We start from the raw sequence: 25212 nt of genomic DNA, 5'->3' as shown, positions 1-25212 counted from the left end.
GTTTCGGATTCACTTGTTTCGGGCTGGAGTTACCGCATGATCGCCACGAAGGTTCACGTTCATCTCTTTTACGGCGCCGATCCGCGCACCTATCGCAAGGGCGACGACATCGGCTGCCTGTACGGCTATCACCATGCGGAGTCCGAAGAGTTCGCACTGACGTATTCGCGCGATGCGCGCGAGAACAGGCTCATCAGCGTCGGCCGTCGTGCGCTGAAGTACGTGCTCGGCTTCGATCTGATGCATGCGTGGCGCAACCGCGCCGAGCTGCTGGGTTCCGACGTGATCTGGACGCACACCGAACAGGAGCATCTTGCGGTGGCGCTCGTGCTGAAGCTGTCCGGCGCGCGCGGCGCGAAGCCGCTGCTGCTCGCGCAAAGCGTGTGGCTGTTCGACAAATGGCCCGACTACGGCGGCGTGCGCCGTTGGGCGTATCGGATGCTGATCGGCCGCGCGGACGTGCTGACGACGCTCGCGCGCAACAACGCCGAGCTGTGCCGCCGCTACCTGCGGCGCGATGCACTGCACGTGTACTACGGGCTGAACACGCAGGATTTTCCGGTGCGCGTGCCGGACGCATGGTCGCCGCATCGGCCGTTGCGGATCGCCGCGATCGGCAATGATCGCGATCGCGACTGGAAGACGTTCGTCACCGCGTTCGGCGGCGATTCGCGCTATGACGTGCGGCTCGCCACGCGCCGCCGGATTTCGCGCGCGCTGCACGCGCCGAACGTCGAGATCGCGCCTGCTTCGGGCATCGTCAAGCAGCGCGAACTATATGACTGGGCGGATCTGATCGTCGTGCCGCTGCGGCCCAATCATCATGCGTCGGGCATTACGGTGATGCTCGAGGCGGCGGCCGTCGGGAAACCGATGATCGTGAGCGACGTCGGCGGGCTACGCGACTATTTCCCGCACGGTACGGCGACATACGTGCAGCCGTTCGACGCTGGCGCGTTGCGGCGCGCGGCCGATGCGCTCGCCGCGCGGCCCGAGCAGGCGCTCGCGCGCGCGCGGGCGGCCGCGCGCCGGCTGAAGGCGCGCGATCTGACGACGCAGCAGTTCGCCGAGCAGCACGTTCGGATCACGCGCGATCTGCTCAAGCGCCGGCGCGCGCACGCGACGGCCGCGGCGGCGCTGTCGTTCGCGGATTCGCGTTCGCGCTCGAACGGGTGAGGGCCGCGACGGTGAGCGTGACGACCCTGCCCGTTCCCGCATCCGGCGGCGGCGCGAGCCGGCGAAAGCTGCTTGGCGATCCGAAGCATTGGGTCGCGCAGGCGGGATTGTGGACCGTCACGGGGCTGCTGATCGCCGCGCATCAGGGCACGCTTCTGACGTACGGTTTTCCGTGCCTCGCGGTGGCAACCGGCTTGTGGCTGTATTTCGTGAACCCGGCGCGCTACGTCGGCTTCATATGGTGGATGTGGTTCCTGAGTCCGGAAGTGCGGCGTCTCGCCGACTGGTCGAAGGGCGCGTACACGCCCACGAGCCTGATCCAGATCGCGCCGCTCGCGGTCACGATGATCGCGGGGCTCGGCCTGCTGCGCCACTACCGGGTGCTCGCGGAACGGCGCGGACTGCCGGTGCTGCTGATCCTGTTCGGCCTGATGTACGCGTTCCTCGTCGGCGTCGTGTCGAGCGGCCCGCTCGCCGCGACCTACGACCTCGCGAACTGGCTCTACCCGGTGGTGATCGGCTTTCACATCGTCGTGCATTCGCGCGATTACCCCGAGTACCGCAAGGTGATCCTGTCGACGTTCGTCTGGGGGATGTTCGTGATGGGCATCTACGGGATCGTGCAGTTCTTCGCGATGCCGAAATGGGATGCGCTGTGGATGATCGGCTCGCAGATGAATTCGCAGGGCGATCCGGTGCCGTACGGCGTGCGCGTGTTCAGCACGATGAATTCGTCGGGCCCGTTCGCGTTCGCGATGATGGGCGCGCTCGTGTTCATGATCGCCGCGACCGAGCGCGTGCGCTGGCTCGCGGGGGCGGCGGGCGTCATCTCGTTCTGCCTGTGCCTCGTGCGTTCGACGTGGGGCGGCTGGGTGATCGCGCTCGCTATCCAGCTCGCGAAATCGAGCAATCGCGTGCGCGTGCGGATCATCGGCAGCGCGATCGTGCTGGCCGCGCTGTGCGTGCCGCTTTTGACCGTCGGCCCCGTCGCGGACCGCCTCGGCCAGCGTCTGCAGACGATCACGAACCTGAAGGACGATCGCAGCTACGACGATCGCAACAAGTTCTACGCGACGTTCGCGCAGACCGCGTTTACCGACGTCGCGGGCGAAGGGCTCGGCGCGACCGGCGCGTCGACGAAACTGTCGAGCGACAGCGGCAACCTCGGCAAGTACGGCAGCTTCGACAGCGGCGTGATGAACGTGCCGTTCGTGCTCGGCTGGCCCGGCACGCTGCTCTACCTGCTCGGGCTCGTTTGGCTGCTCGCCCGTGCGCTGCGCGTGTCGTTCAGGCTGCGCAGCGACAAGTTCGTCGCCGCGTGCCTGAGTCTCAGTTTGTCTGTCTTCGCGATGCTCGTCTTTACCAATTCGTTCATCGGCACAGGAGGGCTGTTGCTGTTCATGAGCATATTTTCGATCTTGTCCGCGGCGCACTGGCAAAAGCTACAGCGCGCGAGCGCCGCGCGTTTTCCGGGAGCCGAACAATGAGAATCGCTATCGTCACGCACGTCGTGCGGCATAACGACGGCCAGGGACGCGTCAATTACGAGATCGCGCGAGCCGCGCTCGCGGAGAACTATCAAGTGACGCTCGTCGCGTCGCACGTCGCGCCGGAGCTGCTCGCCGATGCGCGCGTGCGCTGGATTCCGGTGAAATCCGGCCGCTTCTGGCCGTCGACCCTCGTCAAGCAGCAGGTGTTCGCGATCAAGAGCGCATGGTGGCTGCGCCGCCATCGCGATGCGTACGACGTGCTTCACGTCAACGGCTTCATCGCTTGGGTGCGCGCCGACGTGAACACCGCGCATTTCGTCCACGGCGGCTGGTTCGCGAGCCGTTATTACCCGTTCGGCCTCACGAAGGGAGTGTGGTCCGCGTATCAGTACGTCTATACGCGAACCAACACGCTGCTCGAACGCTGGGCGTATCGCCGCTCGCGCGCGATCACGGCCGTGTCGCAGAAGGTGGCCGACGAGATCCGCCGGATCGGCATCGACGGCGACCGGATCGGCGTGATCTACAACGGCGTCGACGCGCAGGCGTTTGCGAGCGCGACGCCCGATCGCCGCGCATTCGGTTTGCCGTCCGAACCGTTCATGCTGCTGTTCGTCGGCGATCTGCGCACGCCGCGCAAGAACCTCGGCACCGTGCTGAAGGCGCTGACGCAGTTGCCGCCCGACGTGCACTTGGCGGTCGCGGGATCTTTGCCGGGCAGTCCGTATCCGGACGAGGCGCGTGCGCTGAAGATCGATTCGCGCGTGCACTTTCTCGGGCTCGTGAAGAACATGCCGACGCTGATGTCGTCGGTCGACGCGTATGTGTTTCCTTCGCGCTACGAAGCGATGAGCCTGTCGCTGCTCGAGGCGATGGCGGCGGGGCTGCCCGTCGTGACCGCGCGCACCGCGGGCGGGGCGGAGATCATCACGCCGGATTGCGGGATCGTGCTCGAGGACCCCGACGATCCGGCCGCGCTCGCGCAGGCGATCGGCCGTCTCGCGCGCTCGCGCGACGCGTGTCGCGCGATGGGCGATGCGGCACGCAAGCTGATGGACGGATTCGGTTGGGCGCGCATGGGCGCGCAATACATTGCGCTGTATCGCCGGCTGCGCCAGTCGTCGCAGTCGCCGTCGCTCGTCGGCGCCGAGCATGCCGTGACGCAGGAGCCATCGTAATGAATCACACAGGAACGTCGATCAAGTCGCTGCAAATCGGCATGCACTGGTTTCCCGAGCGGGCGGGCGGGCTCGATCGCATGTATTACGCACTCGTCGGCGCGCTGCCGGGCGCGGGCGTCGCGGTGCGCGGCGTGGTCGCGGGCTCCGAGCGCGTCGCGGCCGACACGGGCGGCGCGATTCGCGGCTTCGGGCCGGCGACGTCGTCGCTGCCGCGCCGGATGATCGCCGCGCGCCACGCGCTGCGCGACGTGATCCGCGCCGAGCGGCCCGACGTGGTGTCGTCGCACTTCGCGCTGTACACGTTTCCCGGGCTCGACGTGACGCGCGGCATTCCGCAGGTGTCGCATTTTCAGGGGCCGTGGGCGGACGAGAGCCACGTCGAGGGCGCGGATTCGCTCGGGCAGAAGGTCAAGCACCGGCTCGAGCAGGCGGTCTACTCGCGCTCGTCGCGGTTCATCGTGCTGTCGCGCGCGTTCGGGCAGATTCTCACGTCGCGCTACAACATCGATCCGGCCCGCGTGCGCGTCGTGCCGGGCTGCGTCGACACCGCGCAGTTCGATCTGCCGATGATGCCCGCCGACGCGCGCCGCAAGCTGCAACTGCCGCAGGACCGGCCGATCGTGCTCGCGGTGCGGCGGCTCGTGCGGCGCATGGGGCTCGAGGATCTGATCGACGCGGTGAAGATCGTGCGCCGTCGGCATCCGGACGTGCTGCTGCTGATCGCGGGCAAGGGGCGGCTCGAAAGCGAATTGCAGAAGCGGATCGACGACGCCGAACTCGGCGACAACGTGAAGCTGCTCGGCTTCGTGCCCGACAACCATCTGGCCGCGCTGTATCGCGCGGCGACGGTGAGTGTCGTGCCGACCGTCGCGCTCGAAGGATTCGGGCTCATCACCGTCGAATCGCTCGCGTCCGGCACGCCGGTGCTCGTGACGCCCGTCGGCGGGCTGCCGGAGGCGGTTGCCGGCTTGTCGGATGCGCTCGTGCTGCCCGAAATCGGCGCGCACGCGATCGCGGACGGGCTGACGGCCGCGCTGTCGGGCTCGCTCGTGCTGCCGGATGCGGACGCTTGCCGGCGATACGCGCGCGAGCATTTCGACAACGCGGTGATCGCGCGGCGCGTTGCGCAGGTCTACGAGGAGGCGATTCGAGCGGGTGACTGATCGGTGCGCGGTAGCAGGGCGCGGAAGTGGTGCCTGGGCGCGTTCGCGCATCCGGGTTCCTTGAGTGGCGCCCGAGCGTTCGCGCATCCGGGGTCGATGCGCGTCGCGGGCGAACGGGCCGCGCGGCTTTGTCGCGGTGCTCCGCAATCGCCGGATGAGAACGCCGGATGGAGGCGCGGTGTGCCTCGCGGTGCAATGCCGCTCCGCTGGCCGCTCGAATGATCGACGACGAAATGGGCGAGCGCTTGGACGCGAGCAGGAGCCTGCTCATCGCGCGCGCTCGCCGCTCGGCACGCGGCACGAGCAAGAACGCTCGCGCCGGAAGGCTCAGTGCCGGCCGCCGCGCCACCGGCCGGGCGCGAGCCCGAACCGTTTCGTGAATGCGTGCGTGAACGCGCTCTGATCGGCGAATCCGATTTCGCCGGCGATGTCGGCGAGCGAACGCTTCGGATCACCGAGCAATACGACGGCGGCGTCGAGCCGCAACCGCTGCAGATAGCGATGCGGCGTCTCGCCGAACGCGTCGCAGAAGAGCTGATGGAAGCGGCGCATGCCGAAGCCGCAGTGTGCGGCGAGATCGGCGATGCGCAGCGGCTCGGCGAGATGCGCGCGCAGCCAGCGATCGATCCGCGCGAAGTCGAGCCCGGCGGCGGGCTGCATCGACGAAGCGCCGCCCAATTCGCCGACGAGCGCGCCGCATAGCCGTGCGGCCGCCTGCCAATGGAGGCGCCGGGCCGACAGCGCGTCGACGCGCGCCGCGAGTTCGCCGACGAGCGCCGTGAGGCCCGGATCGATCGCGATCGTCTTCGCGCGCTCGAACAGCCGCTCGGGCACGGCGAGCGAGCCGAGCGGCAGGTCGAGCACCAGTTGGCTGTTGTCGGCGAGCCCCGCGTATTCGTGCCGCGAGCCGGCCGGAATCAGCCATGCGGAGCGGCGGTCGATCCGCTCGTCGACGCCGTCGACCATCATCGTCATCGCGCCGTCGACGCCGAGCACGATCTGATGGAAGTCGTGCACGTCCGATTCCTGCACGGCGCCGTAGCGGCGCAGCGAGAGAGTCGGCGAAGCGAAGCGGGCCATGATGCGGCGACGGTCGGCGAAACGGGGGCGACGGGCGGCGCCTGCGTCAGATGTCGAGCAGTTCGACTTCGAACACGAGCGTCGCGTTCGGCGGAATCACGCCGCCCGCGCCGCGCGCGCCGTAGCCGAGCTGCGGCGGGATCGTGAGGCGGCGCACGCCGCCCACCTTCATCCCCTGCACGCCTTCGTCCCAGCCCTTGATGACCATGCCGCCGCCGAGCACGAACGCGAACGGGTCGTTGCGGTCCTTGCTCGAATCGAACTTCTGGCCGTCGGTGAGCCAGCCGGTGTAATGGACGCTCACAGTCTGGCCCGCTTGCGCTTGTGCGCCCGTGCCTTCGGTCAAGTCTTCGTATTTGAGGCCGGATTCGGTAGTGACGGCTGTCATGAAATGCTCCTGATTGAAACGAAATGACCGCTATTGTAGGGGAGCCGCGCGAACTCGGCCGGATTTCGCGGCGCGCCGCGTTCGCCGCTTCGCGCGATGCGGCAAAAATGCGCCCGGCGATCGCGTTTGCAAGCCCGGGCGGCGGCCCGCGCCGTCGCGCCGAAACCCCCGCCGCACGGGGCTCACGGGCCGGCCGCACGGCGCTTCTCGCGCGGCCGGCGTTTGGAAGGCCGCCACTAACTCGCGCCTTGCCTATCCGCGGCTCCTCGCCATATTGTTTCAGTTATTAATGTAAAGGTCGGCGGCCGCACGGCGGGCGCGCGAGGCCGGGCCGCTCGATGCGGCGGCCCCGGCGTGCGGAGCCGGAAGCGCGCGATCGACGTCGATCCGTCGGCCGCGCGAGCGTTCGCCGACGAACGCGACGAGCGCGACGCCGGCCGGATGCCGGGCATGGCTCGCATCGACGCCGTCCTCGGCCGCCCAGACAGGAGACATCGATGAATCAACCCGCGAAGTCGACGGACCCCGTGTTCGTCATGCCCGTGCGCCGCGACCTGCGCTTCAATCTGCCGGTCGAGCGCGCGACGGATTGGCATGGGCAGGGCTCGCAAGTCTCGCACTTCTTCAATGCGCTGTCGCTGCTGTTTCCGGCGGGCGAGCGTTTCTTCATGGATTCGGTGCGCAACTACCGCGACCGAATCGACGATCCGGTGCTGAAGAAACAGGTGCTCGGCTTCATCGGCCAGGAGGCGATGCATACGCGCGAGCACGTCGAGTACAACGATCTGATGCAGGCGCACCGGTTGCCGGCACGCACGATCGACAGGCGCGTGTGGAAAGTGACGGGCTGGATGAAGAAGGTGCTGCCGCATTCGGTGCAGCTCGCGCACACGGTCGCGGCCGAGCACTACACGGCGATGCTGGCCAACTGGCTGCTGACCGAGCCGTCCGCGCTGGCCGGCTCGCATGAAGGCTACAAGCAGATGTGGCAGTGGCACGCGCTCGAGGAGACCGAGCACAAGGCGGTGTCGTTCGACGTCTGGAATGCGGTGATGAAGCCAGGGCCGAAGCGATACCTGATCCGCATCGGCGTGTATTTGCTGACGACGATGACGTTCTGGCCGAACGTGTTCCTGATCCATTCGCAGTTGATCCGTTGGGACCGCACGTCGGACAAGAGCGTGCGCGGCCTTTGGCGCGTGGTCGGCCTGCTGTACGGGCCGCGTCGTGGACTGTTTCCGAAGATCGCGCGCGAGTGGCTGAGTTTCCTCCGGCCGGGCTTCCATCCATGGGACTACGACAACCGTCATCATCTCGCGCGCGTCGACGGCATCGTCGCGGCGACGCAGGCGCGCGCGGCGCTAACGCTGCCGCCGATCGAGTTCGACAGCGCGGAGCCGGCGTGAGCCGGTGAGCTCGCGGGCGGGCCGTCGCACTGGCGGCTTGTCCGGTGCGGCATCGCGGCGCGCGGCGTGCGTTCTTCATGCGCTTTTCGTTCGCACTCGCGCGCGCTCCGGCCTATTTTTTACGCTCCACGCGCGCTCCACGTGCTCCACGTGCTCCAAGCGCTCCAAGCGCTCCACGGCGCGCCGGGAAACATATCCGCGAGCGCGCTGCATCGGCCTCTGTTCATCCCGATTCCGTTTCTCGCCGGCTGCTCTTCCGGCAGCTTCAGCTCATCCCGCGCACGCGCGAACGCATCCGGACATTTCGCGCGCGTGAGATCCGCATTTTTCGTCGCCCGAGCGGAGGCCGACGCTTGAACGCCAGGCGCGTTGCCGTCTCGCGTGCCGGCGTCGAATGGGCGGCACGCGCGATTCGCTGCGAGTGCCGCGCGCACGGGCGCGCAAGCCGGCGAGGGCGGCGGCGCGGAAGGCCGCATATGAATTCCGACCCCACTAATTCACCCAATCCGCAGCTTATTGGGATCAGCCATTATTTTCCTTGTAAAGATCCCAAAATGGACTAATCTTGTTAGTAGATTCATTTTGAGACTAACTGCCATGTCCCGTCCTGCTTTGAAGCCGCTGCCGAATCCGCCGGAGGCGACGGTCGCGCAAATGTCGGCGGCCGGCCTGCGCGCGTTCTTCAACATCGCGCGCGACTGGGAGCTGTCGACCGACGAGCAGATCGTCCTGCTGGGCTCGCCCGGCCGCTCGACGTTCTTCAAATGGAAGGCGTCGCCGCAAACCGCGCGCCTCACGCACGATACGCTCGAGCGCCTGTCGCTCGTGCTCGGCATCTACAAGGCGCTGCAGATCCTGCTGCCGCAGCCCGCCGCGGCGGACGCGTGGGTCAAGCGGCCGAACGACGCCGCGCCGTTCAACGGCAGGCGCGCGCTCGACCGGATGCTCGCGGGGAACGTCAGCGATCTCGTCGCGGTGCGCCAATATCTCGACGCGACGCGAGGCGGATGGGCGTGATCTTTCCCGAACGGCAGACGAACTGGCCCGTCGCGGCGCTCGACTGGGCACCCGCCTACCGCGTGATCCCCACGCGCTTTCCCGCGATCAATCTGTTCGACCGCGTCGCGTCGGCCGAGGATTTCGACGCGCTGTACGCGCTCGAGGCGTTGACCAACGATCGCGTGCGTACCGAGGTGGGCGTGCTCGGTCTCGTGCCGCCCGACGAGCGGCGCTTCGGGCCGGGCTACGGGCCGATCATGGCCGCGTTCACGCACCTGAATCCGAACGGCAGCCGTTTCTCCGACGGCAGCTACGGCGTGTTTTATTGCGCGCACACGCGCAACACGGCGATTGCGGAGACGCGCTATCACGCGTCGCTGTTCCTCGCGGCGACGAAGGAGCCGCCGATGCGTCAGCAGATGCGTCTCTACACGGTGGCCGCGCACGGCGAGGTCGCCGACCTGCGCGCGTGGCGCGAGCGCGATCCGGCGCTTCTCGATCCCGCCGACTATGCAGCCGGGCAGGCGTTCGGCCGTGCGGTGCGCGAGGCGGGCGGCGCGGGCGTCGCGTATCCGTCGGTGCGGGACCCGGGAGGCGAATGTCTCGCGGCGTTCAGGACGCTGCTGCTGCGCGATTGTCACCACGCCGCGTATCTCGAATACAACTGGAACGGCGCGGCGATCGACGCGGTGTTCGAGCTGAGTCAGATCGGCTGACGATGCGGGCGGCGCGCGGCGGGACGCCCGGCGCAAGGCAGCATCGTTGCGCCGTCGCGGCTCCACGGTGGCGCCGCGGCCCGCGCATCAAGGCAGCGGCACGTCCGCCGCGCCCTGTTGGCGCGCGGCCGCGACCGACAGCGACCAGCTTTCGCCGCTGCGCGTGTCGAGCAGCGTGAGCCGGCCCGACGGATCGAACGCGCCGGTGTCGATGAACGTCTGCGCGCCGATTCTCACGACGTCGTGCATCGGCGTGTGGCCGCAATACGTGGTCGACATGCCGATCTGGCGTGCGGCCGGGTCGGTGCGACCGTACGCGAGCTCGCGGCCCCACAGCAGGCGTGTGATCACGTCGGGTGCGTAGTCGCCGCGATCGAGGTCGGCGTCGCTGCCGAAGAATTCCGCGTGCAGCACGTTGAAGCGCTCGTCGCCTTCGCCGACGACGCGCACGAGCGGCAGTTCGCGCAGCCGTCGCGCATAGCATTCGAGCGTCGCGACGGGCAGGTCGGACGCCCAGTCGCCGCCGATGCGCTTCCAGACGCTCATCGGCAGCCTGCCGTCCGCGACCGAGCACAGCACGTCCTCGTGATTGCCGAGCACACAGTGGAACCACGGGCGCTCGAGCAGCGCGAGCGCCGCTTCCGACTGCGCGCCGCGGTCGACGAGATCGCCGACGGAGAACAGCCGGTCGCGCGCCGGATCGAAGCGCACGGTGTGCAGCAGCACGCGCAGCGGTTCGACGCAGCCGTGCAGATCGCCGACGACGAAATCGCGGCCGGCATGGTTCGCGGTATGGCGACGGATCAGGGGAGCGGTGTCCATTCGCCCATCTTAGGACACAGCCGCCCTTGGCGCAGCGGGACAACATGACGATAATCGCTGCGACGCGCCGCAGCAGCGGCGCGGTCTTTCACTCGACTTTCGATCGTCTCGACGAGGAATCATGACGCTTTATCCGCAAGTGCTGCGCAATCGTCCGCGCATGATGATCGCGGCCGCCGCCGGCGTCGCGTTCGGCCTGCTGTTCCCGTATCCGCTGCGGCCGTTCGCGCGTGTGCTGATCGGCTGGGATTGCACGATCTGGCTGTATCTCGTGCTGATGTGGGTGCGGATGGTGCGCGCGCAACATCACAGGGTGCGCGAGATCGCGATGCGCGAGGACGAGAACGCGACGATCGTGCTGACCATCATCTGTTTCGCAACGGTCGCGAGCATCGCCGCGATCGTGCTCGAGCTCGTCAGCGCGAAGAGCGTCGGATTCCGCTACGGCCTCGGTCATTACGCGGTGACGGGCGCGACGATGTTCGGCGCATGGTTCCTGATTCCGACGATCTTCACGCTGCACTACGCGCGGCTCTACTATCTGTCGCCGAAGGACGCGCGCGCGCTGTCGTTTCCCGATCGCGATCTCGAGCCCGATTATTGGGATTTCCTGTATTTCTCGTTCACGATCGCGGTCGCGTCGCAGACGTCCGACGTATCGCTGCGCGGGCGATCGATCCGGCGCGCGGCGCTCGCGCAGTCGATTCTGTCGTTCTATTTCAACATGGCGGTGCTCGGGCTGTCGGTCAACGTCGCGGCGGGGCTCCTGAGCTGAATTCGATTGCGCCGACGTCGCATGCCGCGTCAGCCGGCGCATTCGCGCCGGCGCGGCGAGGCGGCGCATGCGATTTCCGGACAGGCAGCCGTTTCCTTGCATTTCACGAGTGCGCGGCCTAATGTGCAGCCAGGAGGCTGCATATGAACACATCGACCGATCGTATCGAAAGGCGGATCGTGCTGAGCGCGCCGCGCTCGCGCGTGTGGCGCGCGCTGACGAACGCCGACGAGTTCGGCGCGTGGTTTCGCGTCGATCTCGCAGGGCAGACCTTCGAGGCGGGACGCCACGTCGAAGGCCGCATCACGTATCCCGGTTACGAGCATGTAGTGTTGCAGATGCGGATCGAGCGGATCGAGCCGGAGCATCATTTCTCGTACCGCTGGCATCCGGCCGCGGTCGATCCCGCGCTCGACTACTCGCAAGAGACGCCGACGCTCGTCGCGTTCGAGCTCGCCGACGTCGAAGCCGGCACGTTGCTCACCATCATCGAATCGGGCTTCGACAAGCTGCCCATCGAGCGCCGCGCGGATGCGTTCCGGATGAACGGCGGCGGCTGGGACGAGCAGATGAAGAACATCGCCGTACATGTCGACGCGCGCTGACGGCCGGCCGCCGCGCGCGCCGCTCAAGCGCGCGCAGTTGCGCGATTGCGCGACGGTGTTCGCCGCGCTCGGCGACGAGACCCGCTTGCGCATCGTCGCCGCGCTGTGCGCGGGCACGGCGCTGTCGATCGCGCGGATCACCGCGGGCACCGACATCACGCGCCAGTCGGTCACGCAGCATCTGCAGGTGCTGGCGGACGCGGGGCTCGTGCGTGACGCGAAGCTCGGGCGCGAGCGGCTGTGGAGCTTCGAGCCCGCGCAGATCGATATCGCGCGGGCGGCGCTCGACGCGATCGGCCGGCGGTGGGATCAGGCGTTGCTGCGGCTCGAGCACGCAGTTCAGGCATGATGGCTGCGCTTGCGGCGCGCCGCTTCGCTTTCGCGGCGGGAACGGTCAGTTAAACGAACGATCGTCGATGGACGAACCGTTTCGCGCACGGCCGATGCGAGTGCCGTTTCGAAGCGGTCGCGAACGTCTCGCGAAATATCTCGCCACGCGGCTACTTGCCGTCGTGCGCGCTCCGCCTGGCGCATGGAGACAGTCCCGCTCGCCGCGCTCATCCGGCGCGCTCGGCGGCAGACGCCGAATCGAGTGGCGAGACGCGCGGGCATCGCTTGCCTGTCCGATTTCATGACCGCACGGAATCGCGATCGATGAAGGGCGGCTCGTGCAACTGCTCACGCGCCAGACGCACGACGTGCTGCAGCCGGTTCACGCAGTCTATCGCCGCAATACGGCGATCTCGTCGCGCATCGCATCGTTCGTCGATTGTCTGACATCTGACGAGATGAAACGCATCGGATCGCAACGCGCTCGGCGCGGAAGTGCCGGGCGCCTAATCGGCGAATGCGTCGGGCCTGCAGCGACACGCGCTTGCCTCCTCTTTTACGATCGCATTCAACGCGAAACCGCGCTTTTCCGCTCTTGCTAAAGAATTCAACCGCGCGCGCAGCGGCATGCTTTGAATCATCCATTTATTTAGGCAGCCAAAAATACATCAACAAACGCTTAAATATCAGGTTCGGAGCTTATTCTTGAATCGCGCTGAAATCGTGCGGACATATTCTGGAAGTGATCTAAGTATTTCCGCAGGGAATTTCATCTAGCCTATCAATCAACGAATGCGGCGACGAACGACACGCATTCGAGCCGACGTCGAGCAACGCGCATTCCGCCTGTTCGACGTGCGCTCGCCAGCATTGCATCCGGGTGCGGGCGCGTCCGCTTCATCGGCGGATCGGCGGTGCAGCGGCAGAACGATTCGAACAAGCAGCCAGCAGTCTGAGAGAAAGCAGCACGCAGTCAAATGACGAGGGGCCGGTAGTCGACGGCGAACGAACGTGCATCGCAAGCGCGCATGCAGGGTCGTTCGCCCGTTAGCCGGTGCGCAATGCCGCCTGAATCTCGAAGGTGCCCGTAAAGAGACATCGCAAAGAGGATTCATTCAGATGGCCAGACACATCGTTCAAGCAATCCAGTCTCATGCGTTCGCCACGCCGTATAAATGCGCGTTGTCCGATTCTCGCGGCGATCTCGGCTACGCCGATCTCGACAGCTTCAGCACCCGTTTCGCGATGCGCCTGCAGGATCTGGGCTGCCGCCCGGGAGATCGCGTCGTGATGCTCGCGAGCCGCCGCGCGTTGCTCGTCGCGGCGATCGTCGGCGTGTTCAAGGCCGGCTGCGTGCACGTGCCGCTCGATCCGCGCATGCCGACGGACCGCCTGCGATACATCCTGCACGACGTCGCGCCGGCGCTCGTGATCGCCGACGAAGATCTGACCGAAGCGCTCGAGCACGCGTTGCCGTCGGCCGCGCCGATCCTGCCGCTGAGCGAGCTCGAGCGGCTCCTCGCCGACGCAGATTCGGCGCGGCTCGACGCGCTCGTGCAGCCGTTGCCGCTGCCGCCGTTCGACGAAACCGCGATCGCATATTGCATCTACACCTCCGGCTCGACAGGCCGCCCGAAGGGCGTGCTGATCAACCACCGCAGCATCGCGGATTTCTTCGAAGGTACGCGCGCCGTCTACGACGTCACGTCGCAATCGAGATGCGCGAGCTTTTCGCCGCTGCATTTCGACGTGTATCTGATGGACATGATGTTTCCGCTCGCGCAGGGCGCGTCGCTGTACGTGCACGACGACGTGAACGCGCCTGACTTGCTGTTCGACGCGATCCGCGCGCACGACGTCACGCATTTCTCCGCGTGGGGCATGATGCTCGGCCTGATCGCGCAGGCGGACGCGTTCGAAGCCGCGCCGCTGCCGCACCTGAAGACGATCCTTACAGGCACCGACGTGCCCGACGTGAAGACGATCCAGCGCTGGCTGAAGAAAAACGCGGGCGTGCAGGTGATCAACGCGTACGGTCCGACCGAGGCCACATGCGCGGCGGTCGCGCACGTGATCCGAGAGGTCGAGCCCGAGCGGCGCGCGCTCTATCCGATCGGCAAGCCGCTCGAGCACGTGAGGGCGTTGCTCGCCGACGAGCGCGGCGAGCGGATCACGGCGCCGGGTGTGCCGGGCGAGCTGATGATCGGCGGCACGCAGGTCATGCAGGGCTATTGGAACTTGCCCGAGGAGACGGCGGCGCGGCTCGTTCGCATGAACGGCGTGCCGTTTTATCGAACGGGCGACGTCTGCACGTATCTCGCCGACGGCAGCCTGTATTACATGGGCCGCAAGGATAACGAAGTGAAGATCGGCGGTTACCGGATTCATCTGAGCGAAATCCAGCGGGTCGTCAACGGCGTGCCGCACGTGCATGGATCGGAGGTCGTGCTGCTCGAATCGCGCTACGGCGAGACGCTGCTTGCCGCGGGCGTGCTGCTCGAGCGCGGCGCGTCGCTCGACGCCGATTCGAAGGTCGACGAAATCAGGCGGCGCCTCGCGGCGGAGCTTCCCGCCTACATGGTGCCTCGCCACGTCATGGTTCTCGAGCAGTTTCCGCAGTTGTCATCGGGAAAGACGGATCGCAAAGCGCTTCTGTCGATATTGCAACACCGCGTCAATGAAAGTAACCAGGAGGAAGTGAATCCATGAAGACCGAAACGATGTTGATTCAGATTCTGGAGAGCGTGATCGGCGTCAAGAAGGTGACGGGCGATACCCGTTTTCTGGATATCGGCGGCAATTCGCTCAATCTCGTCGAAGTGCTGAAGCAGATCAAGGCGAAAACGGGCGTCGCGCCGTCGCCGAGGCTGTTTTTCGACAAGACGCGCTCGACGGTGGCGGCGTTGAGCGGCGAAATCGACGCACTGCGCGAGCTCAGCGGCGCCGAGGCCCCGGTCGCGGGCTGATTCCGGAGGGCGTTTCACGAGCCGCGAAAGCGGCGGCCGCGACAAGCGGATTTTTCAAGACATGGCTCTTTACGCCATATTTAGGAGAACTGAGATGCAAAAGCGTTTTCACATGTCGGAAGCCGAAAAGAAATCTTTTTACGAGAACGGCTTCGCCGGCCCGTTCACGCTGTACGAACCGGAGGAGATGACCCGCGTCTGGAACGAAGTGCGGATGGACCTGCTCGATGCGACGAAGGCGGCGTTCCCGAACAGCCGGCTCAACTATGACCGTCATCTCGACATGCCCGATCTGAACCAGATCATTAGTCATCCGAAGATCGTCGATCGGATCTCGAGCATCCTCGGCCCGGACGTGCTGAGCTGGCGAACCGAGTGGTTTCCGAAATACCCGGGCGACGAAGGTACCGACTGGCACCAGGCCGAGAGCTTCGTGGAGTTCGAAGGCACCGAGAAGCTCGAGCCGACGGCGGCGGAAGAAGGGCGGCCGTGGGAGCTGACCGCGTGGATCGCGATGAGCGAGGCGACGAAGGAGAACGGCTGCCTGAAGCTGATGCCGGGCAGCCACCGCACCTGGTTCTTCGACGAGAAGCGCAACATCCCGTTCGAGCCGGAGAACTTCAACAAGCGCGTGCTCGACGACGGCCAGAAATCAGGCTTCTACGGCTACGACTACGAGAAGCTGAAGCTCGATCCGAGCTGGAAGCCGGACGAGTCGCGCGCGGTGCACATGGAAGTGAAGCCGGGCCAGTTCTTCATCTTCACGTCGCGCTGCATGCATGGCTCGAATCCGAACACGAGCAAGGATTCGGTGCGTTTCGGCTGGGCGACGCGCTTCGTGCCGACGCACGTGAAGGTGTATTCGGGCCAGGAGTCGTTCCACCACTTCGGCGAAGTGCTGCCGCTCGACCGCTACTCGACGGTGCTGGTGGCGGGCGAGGACCGCTATGGCCATAACCGCGTGACGAAGCCGCTCGCCGCAGTTGCGGCGATCGCGTAAGCGAAGGAAGGCGCCGACATGAATGCATGCGAGGCCCGCTGGTTCCTGTTCGGCGCCGACGAACGGAAACCCGATGTACGAATCCGGCTGTTCTGCTTTCACTACGCGGGCAGCGGCGGCTCGATCTTCAGGAACTGGGTCGAGTCGCTGCCGGACGGCGTCGAGCTTGTCGCGGTGCAGATGCCCGGCCGCGAGAACCGGCTGAACGAGCCGCTGTTGCACTCGATGGACGAAGTCGCGTCTCCGCTCGTCGACGCGCTCGCTCCGCTGCTCGACCGGCCGTTTGCGTTCTTCGGGCACAGCACGGGTGCGCTGATCGGCTTCGAGGTCGCGCGGGTGCTGCGCGCTCGCGGATATCCGCAGCCGAGGCTTCTGATCGCGTCCGCGCAGAACGCGCCCGACGTGAAGCCGGAAGTGATTCGGCATCGGTTGTCGGATGCCGAGTTCGTCGAAGTGCTACGCGGCTGCAACGGCACGCCCGACGCGATTCTGCAGGACCCGGCGCTGCTCGAGCTGCTGCTGCCGCGGATTCGCGCGGACGGCGCCGTGTTCGAGACGTACCGCTACGAGCCACAAGCGCCGCTCGATTGCCGGATCGTCGTCTTTCACGGCGTTCACGACGGCCTCGTGCGCGAAGACGGGCTCGCACGCTGGGCGAGCGAGACGCGGCAAAGCTTCGCACGCTACCGGTTTGCCGGCGACCACTTCTTCATTCACGACGAAGAGGCGTCGGTACTCGACCACATCAACCGCGAGCTCGAGCCGCTCTTGAGCGATGCGAGCTCCACTCTACTCGGATGACAGACAAATGGCGCAGTGGAATTCAGATGACGAGCTGTTCGCGCTGATGCGCGCCGAGCTCTCGACCTGCCCCGTCAGCGACGTGATGGAGCAGCTCGGGTTCGCGTACCCGATGCTGCCGCCGGAGATCCGCCCGCTGCGGCGGGACATGGTGATGATCGGCCGCGCGATGCCCGTGCAGGACGAGCCGCCCGTGCCGCACGGCGGTCTCAAGCGTTATGACGCGAAACCGTTTGGACTGCTGTTCGAATCGGTCGAGGCGTTGCGTCAGGGCGAGGTCTACGTCGCGAGCGGCGGCCCGACGGCCGTCGCGCGGCTCGGCGATCTGCTTGTCACGCGAGCGCGCAATCTCGGTGCGGCGGGTGTCGTGTTGAACGCGCACGTGCGCGACGCGAACGCGATTGCCGATCTGAACCTGCCGGCGTTCGCGCACGGCACGTACGCATACGGGCTGCAGGGGCGCCACAACGTCGTCGACTATCGCTGTTCGATCACCGTTGGCCACGTGCGAATCCGGCCGGGCGACCTGATCTTCGGCGACGGTGACGGCGTCTGCGTGATTCCGCGCGAAGCGGAGCAGGAAGTGATCAACCGCGCGATCGCGAAGAACCGGCTCGAACGCAAGGTTCGCGACGCGATCGTCGAAGGCCGCAGCGTCGTCGACGCATTCAATCAATACAACGTCATGTGAGGAGCGCAACAGCGATGAAAGCGAGCTACGTGTGGAAGAACGGCGAACTGGTGCCGTGGGAGCGTGCGCAGGTGCACGTGATGAGCCATGCGCTGCATTACGGAACCAGCGTGTTCGAGGGCGTGCGCGCCTACGAGATCGGCGAGAAGGCGGCGATTCTCTGCGGCCGCGAGCACTTCGAGCGCTTGCTGTTCAGCTGCAAGGTCGCGCGGATTCCATCGCCGATGAGCGTCGGGCAGTGGATGGAGGCGACGGTCGAGACGCTGCGCGCGAACGGTCAGCGCAGCGCGTACATCCGGCCGCTCGTCTATCGCGGCGCGGGCGAGTCGCTCGGGCTCGACGCGCGGCAATGCCCGGCCGAAGCGCTGCTCGTGACGATGCCGTGGGGCGCGTATCTCGGCGACGAGGCGCTGGAGCAGGGTGTCGACGTGCAGGTCAGCAGCTGGCGGCGCAACGGCGCGGGCGCGGCGAGCACGCTCGCGAAGATCGGCGGCCAGTACGTCAACGGCCAGGCGATCGTGATGGAGGCGCACGAGAACGGGATGAGCGAGGGCATCGCGCTCGACGCGAACGGTTTCGTGAGCGAAGGCAGCGGCGAGAACGTGTTCCTCGTCTACAAGAACGAGATCTTCACGCCGTCGATCGGCAGCAGCATCCTGAGCGGCATCACGCGCAATTGCGTGATTCGGATCGCGCGCGACCTCGGCTACACCGTGACCGAGACGAGCATCCCGCGCGAGATGCTTTATCTCGCCGACGAGATCTTCTTCACCGGCACCGCGGTCGAGATCTGTCCGGTGCGCTCGGTCGACAGGATGTTCGTCGGCGGTGGCAAGCGCGGCCCCGTGACGAAGGCGATCCAGGATCAGTACTTCGGCATCGTGCGTGGCACGCACGCGGACAAATGGAACTGGCTTACGCCCGTGCCGGTGCCGGCGCGCGACGGAGCGCGGTCATGAGCGCGCGCGAATCGGCGGCCGCTTCGCCGTGGCTGATCGTCCACGCGGCGCGGGATGCGCGCGTACGGCTCTTCTGCTTTCACTACGCGGGCGCGACCGCGTCGATCTTTCGGACCTGGCCGCGCGGCTTGCCCGACTGGGTCGAAGTGGTCGCGGTGCAACTGCCCGGCCGCGAGTATCGCCTGGGCGAGCCGCTGATCGAGGACGCCGAGCCGATCGTCGCGGCGCTCGCGGAGGTCGTGCCGCCGCTGCTCGATCTGCCGTACGCGTTCTTCGGCCACAGCATGGGCGCGCTGATCGCATTCGACCTCGCACGCCTGCTGCGCACGCGTGGCTTCGCCAAGCCTTCGCTGTTCGTCGCGTCGGGCCGCAGCGCGCCGCGTTTTCGCTGGCGGGACGCGGGCATTCAGACGCTGCCCGACGATGCGTTCATCGCCGCGGTGCGCGACTACAACGGCACGCCCGACGCGCTGATCGCCGATCCGGCGCTGCGCGACCTGTGGCTGCCCCGGCTGCGGGCGGATCTGACGATCTCCGCGACGTACCGATACGTCGAAGCGCCGCCGCTCGATTGCCCGCTGCTCGTGCTGCACGGCTCGAACGACGGCCTCGTGAGCGACGCCGGGCTGTCGGGCTGGCTCGCCGAGACGAGCGGAGCCGCGCGCTATGTCGGTTTTTCGGGCGGCCATTTCTTCATGCACGGCGAAGAAGAGGGCGTGCTCGGCGAAATCGGCCGCGAGCTGGAGCGTTTGCTCGCACGCGAAGCGGCGGGTGTGCAAAGCGGCATGCGCGGTTCTGCGGCGCGCATGCGTCATTTGACGGAGGAGAGCGGCATATGAAGAACAAATCATCTCGCACGCGCGTGGCGATCCTCGGGTCGGGCAGCATCGGGCTCGATCTGATGTTCAAAGTGAAGGCATCCGAACAATTCGATCTGAGGTTCGTCGTCGGGCGTAATGCGCAGAGCGACGGACTCAAGCTCGCGCGCAGCTGCAACGTCGAGACGTCGAGCGACGGTCTCGACTTCCTGAAGGAGAACGAGGGGGCGTACGACCTCGTGTTCGACGCGACGTCGGCCGCCGCGCACAAAATCAACAATCGCTTCTTCTCGGACGCGGGCAAGTTCGTGATCGACCTGACGCCCGCGAAGCTCGGCCGCCTGTGCGTGCCGTGCATCAATCTGGACGACATGGGCGCCGAGCAGAACGTGAACCTCATCACCTGCGGCGGGCAGGCGAGCCTGCCGCTTGCGTACGCACTGAAGCAGGCGGTCGACGAGATCGAATACCTGGAGGTGGTGTCGGCGATCGCGTCGCGCAGCGCCGGCATCGCGACGCGCGAGAACATCGACGAATACATGACGACGACCGAATACGCGCTCGCGAAATTCAGCGGTGCGAAGAAGACGAAGGCGATCCTCAACATCAATCCCGCCGAGCCCGGCGTGCGGATGCAGACCACGCTCTATGCGTACGCGCGCTATCGCGATTTCGATCGGGTGCGTGCGTGCGTCGCCGGCATGGTCGAGAAGGTTCGCGAATACGTGCCCGGCTATCGGCTTGTCGTCGAACCGCTCGAAAGCCAGGGCAGGATCACGATCGGCCTGACGGTGCGCGGGCGCGGCGACTACCTGCCCGAGTACGCGGGCAATCTGGACATCATCAATTGCGCGGCGCTCGCGGTCGCCTCGCATCGACATGCAACCGCCAGACAAGGAGCCACACAATGATACTGATCAGCGATGCGACCTTGCGCGACGGCAATCACGCGATTCGCCATCAACTGAGCGCTGCGCAGATTCATGCGTATGCGCGCGCGGCCGACGAGGCCGGCATCGACGTCGTCGAAGTCGGGCACGGCAACGGTCTCGGCGGTTCGTCGTGCCTGCTCGGACAGACGCCCATCGGCGATCGCCTGATGCTCGAGACCGCGCGCGCCGCGCTGCGCACGAGCCGGCTCGGCGTGCATTTCATTCCCGGGCTCGGCAAGGCGGCGGACATCGCGCTCGCGCTCGAGATCGGCGTCGACGTCGTGCGCGTCGCGACGCATTGCACCGAAGCGAACGTGTCCGCGCGCTTCATCGAGCAGACGCGACACGCGGGCCGCACAGCGTTCGGTGTGCTGATGATGTCGCACATGGCGCCGCCCGACGTGCTGCTCGCGCAAGCGAGGCTGATGGAGCGTTACGGCGCGCAGGCGGTCGTGCTGATGGACAGCGCCGGCTACTCGACGCCGTCGCTCGTGCGCGCGAAGGTCGAGCGCCTCGTCGACGGCCTCGATATCGACGTCGGCTTTCACGCGCACAACAATCTCGGGCTCGCGGTCGCGAACAGCCTCGTCGCGCTCGAGGCAGGCGCGCGCATCGTCGATGCCTGCGTGAAAGGCTTCGGCGCGGGCGCGGGCAACACGCAGCTCGAGACGCTCGTCGCCGCGATGGAACGCGAAGGGCACGGCGCGCGAACGACGTTCGAGCGCGTGATGACGCTCGCGCGCAGCACCGAGGCTTTCCTGAATCCGAAGACGCCGCACATCCAGCCGGCGAACATCGCGAGCGGCCTGTACGGCCTCTTTTCCGGCTATGTGCCGCACATCCAGAAGGCGGCGCAGGAGTTCGGCGTCAACGAGTTCGATCTGTACAAGCGGCTCGCGGAACGCAAGCTCGTCGCTGGCCAGGAAGACATCATCGTCGAGGAGGCGAGCCGTCTCGCGCGCGAGCGGGACGTGCAGCGCGCGAGCGACGGCGTGCGGATTCGCGAGCTGTCCGCGTGAGCGCGGACGCATTTCACACGATCGGACGAGGAGGGAATCGTGACAGGTTTGAACGAACGAGGTTTCGGTGCATGGGATCGAGTCGAGCGCGAAGTGCTGACCGATCGGATCGAGCGTCAGGTCGTCTCGGGCGACGCGCTGACGCTGGCGAAGCTGTTCCTGAAGAAAGGCGCGTTCGTCGGAACGCATTCGCATCCGAACGAGCAGTTCACCTACATCCTCGAAGGACGCCTGCTGTTCCGTTACGGCGAGCGCCTCGAGCACGAGGTCGAGGTGGGGCCCGGCGAGATCCTGCATCTTCCGGCGAACGTGCCGCACAACGCGTTGTGTCTCGAGGACGCGGTCGATCTCGACGTGTTTACGCCGCCGCGGGCCGACTGGCTCGCGCCGGACGGCAATCGCTACTTCGCCGGCGCACCGGCCGCGGCTTCGTCCGCGCCGGCGGCCGGCCGATGAACGACCACCATCGAAGCCGACGAACCGAGGAGGCGCCGTGCTCATCCAGGATGCATTGCTCAAGATGTCGTTATACGTGTCGCTCGTGCTGATCGTGCCGGGGCCGACGAACACGCTGCTGCTGTCGTCGGGCCTGAAGGCCGGCCTGCGCGGCACCTGGCACCTCGTGATCGCGGAGGCGCTGGGCTATGTCGTCGCGATCTCGCTATGGGGGTTCTTCCTGCTGTCGGTGGCGGCGAGCCGGCCCTGGCTCTTCGGCGCGATCAAGCTGCTGAGCGCCGCGTACATCCTGTGGCTCGCGGTCAAGATGTGGACGAAGAGCCGCGCGCTGCACGAGCTGACCGCGGGGCCGATCAGTTTCGCGGACCTGTTCGTCGCGACGCTGATGAACCCGAAGGCACTGCTGTTCGCGAGCACGATGTTTCCGCTAGAAGCGTTCCGGTCGCTCAGCTACTTCGGATGGGCGGTCGTCGTGTTCCTGATCGTGCTCGCGCCGATCGGCGTCGGCTGGTCGAGCCTGGGCGGGCTGCTGACGTCGCAGCGCTCGTGGGCCGCGCATACGTCGACGTTCATGCGCTGCGCGTCGCTCGTGCTCGCGACGTTTTCTGGATCGCTCGCGTATTCGGTGTTGGGGCGCTGAATCCGCTCGCGGGCGGGCGGCCCGCGAGCGGCCATCGACGATGGGAGAGACGGGCGGGCCGTGCGCCGCGCCCCGTTCATTCGGAGATGTAGCCCTCCGCCAGGAAACCGAGCTGCTTCGCCTTGTTCGCGCTCGTCTTGATGTGGCTGCTATTCATCTTCTTGTTGATCGACGTGAACAGCTGATAGACCGCATGTTCGTCGAGCTGTAGTTCCTCGGCGACGTGGCGCGCGTTGCCGCCCCGGCCGACGAGCCGCAACGCGACGAGTTCGCGACGGCTCAGCGACATTTCTCGGGCAAGCATCTGGCGCTGCGCCGTGACTTTCCATTCGAGCATCTCGGTCGCTAGTCCGCGCAGCGTTCGCCGGTTGCGCCAGATGATTTCTTCGCCTTGCGCGGGCGGCAGCGACGAACTGACGTGCAACAAACCGATCGTGTCGTCGTCGCGGCGGTGTGCAGGAAAGAACACGTTGCTGGCCAGGCCGAGCAATTGCGTCTGCTGATTCAGCCAATGATCGGACGGCAGCGTTGCGAGCGTTGACGCACGCAGCGGGCGCGTGTCGTTGCGTGCATGCGCGATGGCGGGATCGTTCAGATACCAATGGCGATGCACATAACGGTGTGCCCAAACGGGCGTTCCGCCGATTAATAATTCATGGTTCTTCAAGTTTCCGGTTTTCTCGTCGATTCTGAAGTAATGGTAAAAACAGTTTGTTGCGCCACATTCGGCGGCTGTGTTGCGCATTACAGTCAGTAAACCGCTTTCGCTGACGCATTCAGACGCGAATTCGGGTTGAATCGCCTTGTATTCGGTGGATTCCACGGTGTTTTCGGGAACGCCAACGACTGCTCGATATAGACTTTCGAGCTCCACCGAATAAGGATCGTGTTCGATGAACGACGTAACGGTCGCGCCGTCGAATAAATCCAGACGTTGCACGAACGATGGCTGGCGCGGCGCCGCGTGATGTCGCTCGAGCAAGTATCCTTGGGCCGCGTCGCCACATATCCTGAGCGATATCTGTTTGTCGCCGACAACGCCGTTGCGTTCCTGGGTGACGTCCATTCGCGCGTGTTCGATAGGAAATACGGTGCGATTTCGAGCCATACGCGCCAGGCCGTGCTTCGAGGATTCCGAACTTCATGACGATTCGCCGCGACCTACCGGAGCGCCGAGCTGATGGCGACGGGCGCGACGGGAAATTGCTCGCGGTGTGCGGGGTCGGAGGCATATGCCGAATTATGTCCTTTAACTTACTGCGACTATAGATTGGTTGGCAATACAAACTTTTAATTACTTGTATCGCTCTGAATGAGTAATTTGAGATTTGTAAATTTAGTTTTTTTGGTGGCCAATAAAATCGATGGAAATCGAATCGGAAAATTCCTAGATGACCATTCGATCCGCAGATGCACATCGAGATTCGACGAGGCGATTCTTCCGGCGATGCGTGCGGTTCCCGTCTCGACGTGAATGGATGGTTGTGCACTCAATCATCGACGGACGAGTCCCTATCGTCTCTCTGGCGACACGATCCCCATATGTGCCGGCACGCGATTTCGCCGGCCATGCGTTCCGATGGCGTGAGCTCGAACGGCGTTGGCTGCCGTCATCGAGATGCGCCAGCGCGATGGATGTCGAGTAACGAGCGGTTCGCAACGTTTGTCTCGCTGGTTGGTTTATGCGAAGCCAGGCGGATATGCCGCCGACGGCGCGCCGAATGTCGAGCGCGGCCGGATGGGCCGCGCGTGCGCGCAAGCGCTCGGACGAGGACGTCCGCATCCACCTGGTGGGCGGATGCGGCGGTCGGAAGAGGCGGGGCGAGGGGTGTTCGGCCGCCGCCGGGTGGTCGAATGTCTTTAGTGGTCTGCCTGGTGCTGCGAGCGCCGGCCGCGGACCGCGGAAATCCACGAACCCGGCGTGATGCCGTAAGTGCTCTTGAAGTGCCGCGACATATGGCTTTGATCGGAGAAGCCCGCGTCGGTGGACGAGGTCGACAGCGATTCGCCTTCCATCAACAGTTTGCGCACGAGATTGAGCTGCCGTTGAGTGCGAAAGCGGCTCGGGCTCGTGCCGAACAGCGTGCGGAACTGGCGGGCGATTGTCCAGCGGTCGAGCCCCGAGGCGTGTTCGAGCGCGTCCATCGAGATCGCCGTGTGCGGGCGGGACGCGATGATATCGCGTATGCGCGTCAATTCGGCCACGGCGAGCGTGCCGGTCTTGGGCGCGCCGCTGTTCGCGGCGGCGGCCGTCAGCAGGTTCGCGACGGCGACGGCGATGTCGAAGCGGGACAGGTTGTCGATTTCCTCGTCCAGGTTCCAGACGCCGGCTGCGAGTCCTTCGGCGACGGCGGGCGCCTGAACGATCGGTGAGCGGACGAACGGAAGCATGCGTCCGCCAAGGGCTTCCTGGACGAGCGCGGGGTCAACGTAGACGATCCGGTAGCCGAAGCCTTCGTCGGTTCCCGCGCGGCCGTCGTGCAGTTCGTCCGGGTGAAGGATATGGCACTGCCCCGGCAGGCAGTGGTGGGTTTCGCCGAGATAGCGGAAGGTCTGCACGCCCGAGAGCGTGATGCCGATCGCGTACGTGTCGTGACGATGGGGCGTGAACGCGTGATCGAGGAAGTGCGCCTCTGCGCGCTCGATGCCCGTGGCGCCGGATCCGATCCGAATGTGGTTCCTGTCGGGCGCGGTGTCGCGTGCACAATCGTTCAAGACAGCCTCCGTGGCGCTTCCATAAGCTACCTGTTCAAAAAATGGTGCATTGGAGCCACGATGGTAAACCAAGTCGATCTAGTT

At 65.9% G+C, this 25212-nt stretch carries 26 protein-coding genes and 1 pseudogene; 22 read left to right on the top strand and 5 right to left on the bottom strand.

Annotation, left to right across the window (positions count from 1 at the left end):
* The first annotated feature begins 36 nt into the window (after positions 1–36).
* Genes WS91_RS30520 through WS91_RS30505 form a run of 4 tightly spaced genes read left to right on the top strand, consistent with a single transcriptional unit; the run spans position 37 to position 5010 of the window.
* Positions 37–1176 carry a glycosyltransferase gene (locus WS91_RS30520; RefSeq protein WP_038748038.1) on the top strand — a complete coding sequence of 380 codons (1140 nt, stop codon included), beginning with the start codon at positions 37–39 and terminating at the stop codon, positions 1174–1176.
* Between the two features lie 11 nt (positions 1177–1187).
* Complete coding sequence (locus WS91_RS30515; protein WP_082758441.1) at positions 1188–2663, top strand: glucose-6-phosphate isomerase; 1476 nt, start codon at positions 1188–1190, stop codon at positions 2661–2663.
* Positions 2660–3844, top strand: a complete 1185-nt coding sequence (locus WS91_RS30510; RefSeq protein ID WP_038748041.1) for a glycosyltransferase family 4 protein — start codon at positions 2660–2662, stop codon at positions 3842–3844. The genes WS91_RS30515 and WS91_RS30510 overlap by 4 nt, the downstream gene beginning before the upstream one ends.
* Entirely contained in the window at positions 3844–5010 is a 1167-nt protein-coding gene (locus tag WS91_RS30505) for a glycosyltransferase family 4 protein (protein ID WP_038748044.1), read from the top strand. The genes WS91_RS30510 and WS91_RS30505 overlap by 1 nt, the downstream gene beginning before the upstream one ends.
* Positions 5011–5337: 327 nt before the next feature.
* Here the strand turns inward: WS91_RS30505 and WS91_RS30500 are convergent, their stop codons facing one another.
* Positions 5338–6090, bottom strand: a complete 753-nt coding sequence (locus WS91_RS30500) for a helix-turn-helix domain-containing protein (protein WP_038748047.1) — start codon at positions 6088–6090, stop codon at positions 5338–5340.
* 46 nt (positions 6091–6136) lie between these two features.
* Positions 6137–6478, bottom strand: coding sequence for an FKBP-type peptidyl-prolyl cis-trans isomerase (locus WS91_RS30495; RefSeq protein ID WP_059671617.1), 342 nt, complete (start codon positions 6476–6478; stop codon positions 6137–6139).
* A gap of 497 nt (positions 6479–6975) precedes the next feature.
* Here WS91_RS30495 and WS91_RS30485 point away from each other — a divergent pair, with 497 nt between their 5' ends.
* The 3 genes from WS91_RS30485 to WS91_RS30470 all read left to right on the top strand — a co-directional run bounded on the left by WS91_RS30485 (position 6976) and on the right by WS91_RS30470 (position 9599).
* Positions 6976–7884: a metal-dependent hydrolase gene (locus tag WS91_RS30485; protein ID WP_059671615.1), complete on the top strand. Its 909-nt coding sequence runs from the start codon at positions 6976–6978 to the stop codon at positions 7882–7884.
* Between the two features lie 597 nt (positions 7885–8481).
* Positions 8482–8901, top strand: a complete 420-nt coding sequence (locus tag WS91_RS30475; RefSeq protein WP_038748057.1) for an MbcA/ParS/Xre antitoxin family protein — start codon at positions 8482–8484, stop codon at positions 8899–8901.
* Positions 8892–9599 carry an RES family NAD+ phosphorylase gene (locus WS91_RS30470; RefSeq protein ID WP_059671613.1) on the top strand — a complete coding sequence of 236 codons (708 nt, stop codon included), beginning with the start codon at positions 8892–8894 and terminating at the stop codon, positions 9597–9599. The genes WS91_RS30475 and WS91_RS30470 overlap by 10 nt, the downstream gene beginning before the upstream one ends.
* An 87-nt stretch (positions 9600–9686) precedes the next feature.
* Here WS91_RS30470 and WS91_RS30465 read toward each other — a convergent pair whose 3' ends face one another.
* Entirely contained in the window at positions 9687–10421 is a 735-nt protein-coding gene (locus tag WS91_RS30465) for a metallophosphoesterase (RefSeq protein ID WP_059581210.1), read from the bottom strand.
* Between the two features lie 121 nt (positions 10422–10542).
* On the opposite strand from WS91_RS30465, the gene WS91_RS30460 reads away from it, so the two are divergent.
* From WS91_RS30460 to WS91_RS30390, 15 genes and pseudogenes are all read left to right on the top strand, one after another.
* Complete coding sequence (locus WS91_RS30460; protein WP_038748065.1) at positions 10543–11196, top strand: DUF1345 domain-containing protein; 654 nt, start codon at positions 10543–10545, stop codon at positions 11194–11196.
* Positions 11197–11339: 143 nt separating this feature from the next.
* Positions 11340–11801, top strand: coding sequence for an SRPBCC family protein (locus tag WS91_RS30455; RefSeq protein ID WP_038748068.1), 462 nt, complete (start codon positions 11340–11342; stop codon positions 11799–11801).
* Entirely contained in the window at positions 11785–12150 is a 366-nt protein-coding gene (locus tag WS91_RS30450) for an ArsR/SmtB family transcription factor (RefSeq protein ID WP_059581213.1), read from the top strand. The genes WS91_RS30455 and WS91_RS30450 overlap by 17 nt, the downstream gene beginning before the upstream one ends.
* 255 nt (positions 12151–12405) lie before the next feature.
* Positions 12406–12577, top strand: a pseudogene (locus WS91_RS35130) (LysR family transcriptional regulator); the annotation flags it as partial.
* Positions 12578–13250: 673 nt separating this feature from the next.
* Positions 13251–14840 (top strand): amino acid adenylation domain-containing protein, encoded by a 1590-nt coding sequence (locus WS91_RS30440; protein WP_059581216.1) that lies wholly within the window; start codon positions 13251–13253, stop codon positions 14838–14840.
* A complete protein-coding gene (locus WS91_RS30435; protein ID WP_038748080.1) occupies positions 14837–15097 on the top strand; it encodes an acyl carrier protein in 261 nt (86 codons plus the stop codon). The genes WS91_RS30440 and WS91_RS30435 overlap by 4 nt, the downstream gene beginning before the upstream one ends.
* Before the next feature lie 94 nt (positions 15098–15191).
* The gene (locus tag WS91_RS30430; protein ID WP_059581219.1) at positions 15192–16097 is read left to right on the top strand and encodes a chlorinating enzyme; all 906 of its coding nucleotides are present in this window, start codon (positions 15192–15194) and stop codon (positions 16095–16097) included.
* An 18-nt stretch (positions 16098–16115) separates the two neighbouring features.
* The gene (locus WS91_RS30425) at positions 16116–16898 is read left to right on the top strand and encodes a thioesterase II family protein (RefSeq protein ID WP_059671612.1); all 783 of its coding nucleotides are present in this window, start codon (positions 16116–16118) and stop codon (positions 16896–16898) included.
* Positions 16899–16905: 7 nt separating this feature from the next.
* Positions 16906–17589, top strand: coding sequence for an RraA family protein (locus tag WS91_RS30420; protein ID WP_059671611.1), 684 nt, complete (start codon positions 16906–16908; stop codon positions 17587–17589).
* 14 nt (positions 17590–17603) lie between these two features.
* Positions 17604–18548 carry a branched-chain amino acid transaminase gene (locus WS91_RS30415; RefSeq protein ID WP_038748091.1) on the top strand — a complete coding sequence of 315 codons (945 nt, stop codon included), beginning with the start codon at positions 17604–17606 and terminating at the stop codon, positions 18546–18548.
* Positions 18545–19387 (top strand): thioesterase II family protein, encoded by an 843-nt coding sequence (locus tag WS91_RS30410; RefSeq protein ID WP_059671610.1) that lies wholly within the window; start codon positions 18545–18547, stop codon positions 19385–19387. The genes WS91_RS30415 and WS91_RS30410 overlap by 4 nt, the downstream gene beginning before the upstream one ends.
* Positions 19384–20277, top strand: coding sequence for an acetaldehyde dehydrogenase (acetylating) (locus WS91_RS30405; RefSeq protein WP_038748095.1), 894 nt, complete (start codon positions 19384–19386; stop codon positions 20275–20277). The genes WS91_RS30410 and WS91_RS30405 overlap by 4 nt, the downstream gene beginning before the upstream one ends.
* Entirely contained in the window at positions 20274–21317 is a 1044-nt protein-coding gene (gene dmpG / locus WS91_RS30400) for a 4-hydroxy-2-oxovalerate aldolase (RefSeq protein WP_059671609.1), read from the top strand. The genes WS91_RS30405 and dmpG overlap by 4 nt, the downstream gene beginning before the upstream one ends.
* A gap of 48 nt (positions 21318–21365) precedes the next feature.
* Positions 21366–21773 (top strand): cupin domain-containing protein, encoded by a 408-nt coding sequence (locus WS91_RS30395; protein WP_059644618.1) that lies wholly within the window; start codon positions 21366–21368, stop codon positions 21771–21773.
* Positions 21774–21810: 37 nt separating this feature from the next.
* A complete protein-coding gene (locus WS91_RS30390) occupies positions 21811–22413 on the top strand; it encodes a LysE family translocator (protein WP_059581226.1) in 603 nt (200 codons plus the stop codon).
* A gap of 76 nt (positions 22414–22489) precedes the next feature.
* Here the strand turns inward: WS91_RS30390 and WS91_RS30385 are convergent, their stop codons facing one another.
* A complete protein-coding gene (locus WS91_RS30385; protein WP_038748101.1) occupies positions 22490–23521 on the bottom strand; it encodes a helix-turn-helix transcriptional regulator in 1032 nt (343 codons plus the stop codon).
* 752 nt (positions 23522–24273) lie between these two features.
* Positions 24274–25128, bottom strand: a complete 855-nt coding sequence (locus WS91_RS30380) for an AraC family transcriptional regulator (protein WP_038748103.1) — start codon at positions 25126–25128, stop codon at positions 24274–24276.
* Between the last annotated feature and the right edge of the window lie 84 nt (positions 25129–25212).

This window comes from Burkholderia sp. MSMB1498 (assembly GCF_001526245.1).
GTDB lineage: Bacteria > Pseudomonadota > Gammaproteobacteria > Burkholderiales > Burkholderiaceae > Burkholderia > Burkholderia savannae.
Note: the sequence above shows the minus strand (reverse complement) of the source record. Positions and strands in the feature narration are given on the sequence as shown.

What these genes read in the sequence shown, in the direction of transcription:
- WS91_RS30440 (WP_059581216.1), top strand. Translation starts at nt 13,251, where the DNA reads ATGGCCAGACACATCGTTCAAGCAATCCAGTCTCATGCGTTCGCCACG.
- WS91_RS30500 (WP_038748047.1), bottom strand. Translation starts at nt 6,090, where the DNA reads ATGGCCCGCTTCGCTTCGCCGACTCTCTCGCTGCGCCGCTACGGCGCC.
- WS91_RS30415 (WP_038748091.1), top strand. Translation starts at nt 17,604, where the DNA reads ATGAAAGCGAGCTACGTGTGGAAGAACGGCGAACTGGTGCCGTGGGAG.
- WS91_RS30385 (WP_038748101.1), bottom strand. Translation starts at nt 23,521, where the DNA reads ATGGCTCGAAATCGCACCGTATTTCCTATCGAACACGCGCGAATGGAC.
- WS91_RS30465 (WP_059581210.1), bottom strand. Translation starts at nt 10,421, where the DNA reads ATGGACACCGCTCCCCTGATCCGTCGCCATACCGCGAACCATGCCGGC.
- WS91_RS30405 (WP_038748095.1), top strand. Translation starts at nt 19,384, where the DNA reads ATGAAGAACAAATCATCTCGCACGCGCGTGGCGATCCTCGGGTCGGGC.
- WS91_RS30450 (WP_059581213.1), top strand. Translation starts at nt 11,785, where the DNA reads ATGTCGACGCGCGCTGACGGCCGGCCGCCGCGCGCGCCGCTCAAGCGC.
- WS91_RS30420 (WP_059671611.1), top strand. Translation starts at nt 16,906, where the DNA reads ATGGCGCAGTGGAATTCAGATGACGAGCTGTTCGCGCTGATGCGCGCC.
- WS91_RS30485 (WP_059671615.1), top strand. Translation starts at nt 6,976, where the DNA reads ATGAATCAACCCGCGAAGTCGACGGACCCCGTGTTCGTCATGCCCGTG.
- WS91_RS30435 (WP_038748080.1), top strand. Translation starts at nt 14,837, where the DNA reads ATGAAGACCGAAACGATGTTGATTCAGATTCTGGAGAGCGTGATCGGC.
- WS91_RS30520 (WP_038748038.1), top strand. Translation starts at nt 37, where the DNA reads ATGATCGCCACGAAGGTTCACGTTCATCTCTTTTACGGCGCCGATCCG.
- WS91_RS30410 (WP_059671610.1), top strand. Translation starts at nt 18,545, where the DNA reads ATGAGCGCGCGCGAATCGGCGGCCGCTTCGCCGTGGCTGATCGTCCAC.
- WS91_RS30495 (WP_059671617.1), bottom strand. Translation starts at nt 6,478, where the DNA reads ATGACAGCCGTCACTACCGAATCCGGCCTCAAATACGAAGACTTGACC.
- WS91_RS30455 (WP_038748068.1), top strand. Translation starts at nt 11,340, where the DNA reads ATGAACACATCGACCGATCGTATCGAAAGGCGGATCGTGCTGAGCGCG.
- WS91_RS30460 (WP_038748065.1), top strand. Translation starts at nt 10,543, where the DNA reads ATGACGCTTTATCCGCAAGTGCTGCGCAATCGTCCGCGCATGATGATC.
- WS91_RS30430 (WP_059581219.1), top strand. Translation starts at nt 15,192, where the DNA reads ATGCAAAAGCGTTTTCACATGTCGGAAGCCGAAAAGAAATCTTTTTAC.
- WS91_RS30505 (WP_038748044.1), top strand. Translation starts at nt 3,844, where the DNA reads ATGAATCACACAGGAACGTCGATCAAGTCGCTGCAAATCGGCATGCAC.
- WS91_RS30470 (WP_059671613.1), top strand. Translation starts at nt 8,892, where the DNA reads ATGGGCGTGATCTTTCCCGAACGGCAGACGAACTGGCCCGTCGCGGCG.
- dmpG (WP_059671609.1), top strand. Translation starts at nt 20,274, where the DNA reads ATGATACTGATCAGCGATGCGACCTTGCGCGACGGCAATCACGCGATT.
- WS91_RS30475 (WP_038748057.1), top strand. Translation starts at nt 8,482, where the DNA reads ATGTCCCGTCCTGCTTTGAAGCCGCTGCCGAATCCGCCGGAGGCGACG.
- WS91_RS30425 (WP_059671612.1), top strand. Translation starts at nt 16,116, where the DNA reads ATGAATGCATGCGAGGCCCGCTGGTTCCTGTTCGGCGCCGACGAACGG.
- WS91_RS30510 (WP_038748041.1), top strand. Translation starts at nt 2,660, where the DNA reads ATGAGAATCGCTATCGTCACGCACGTCGTGCGGCATAACGACGGCCAG.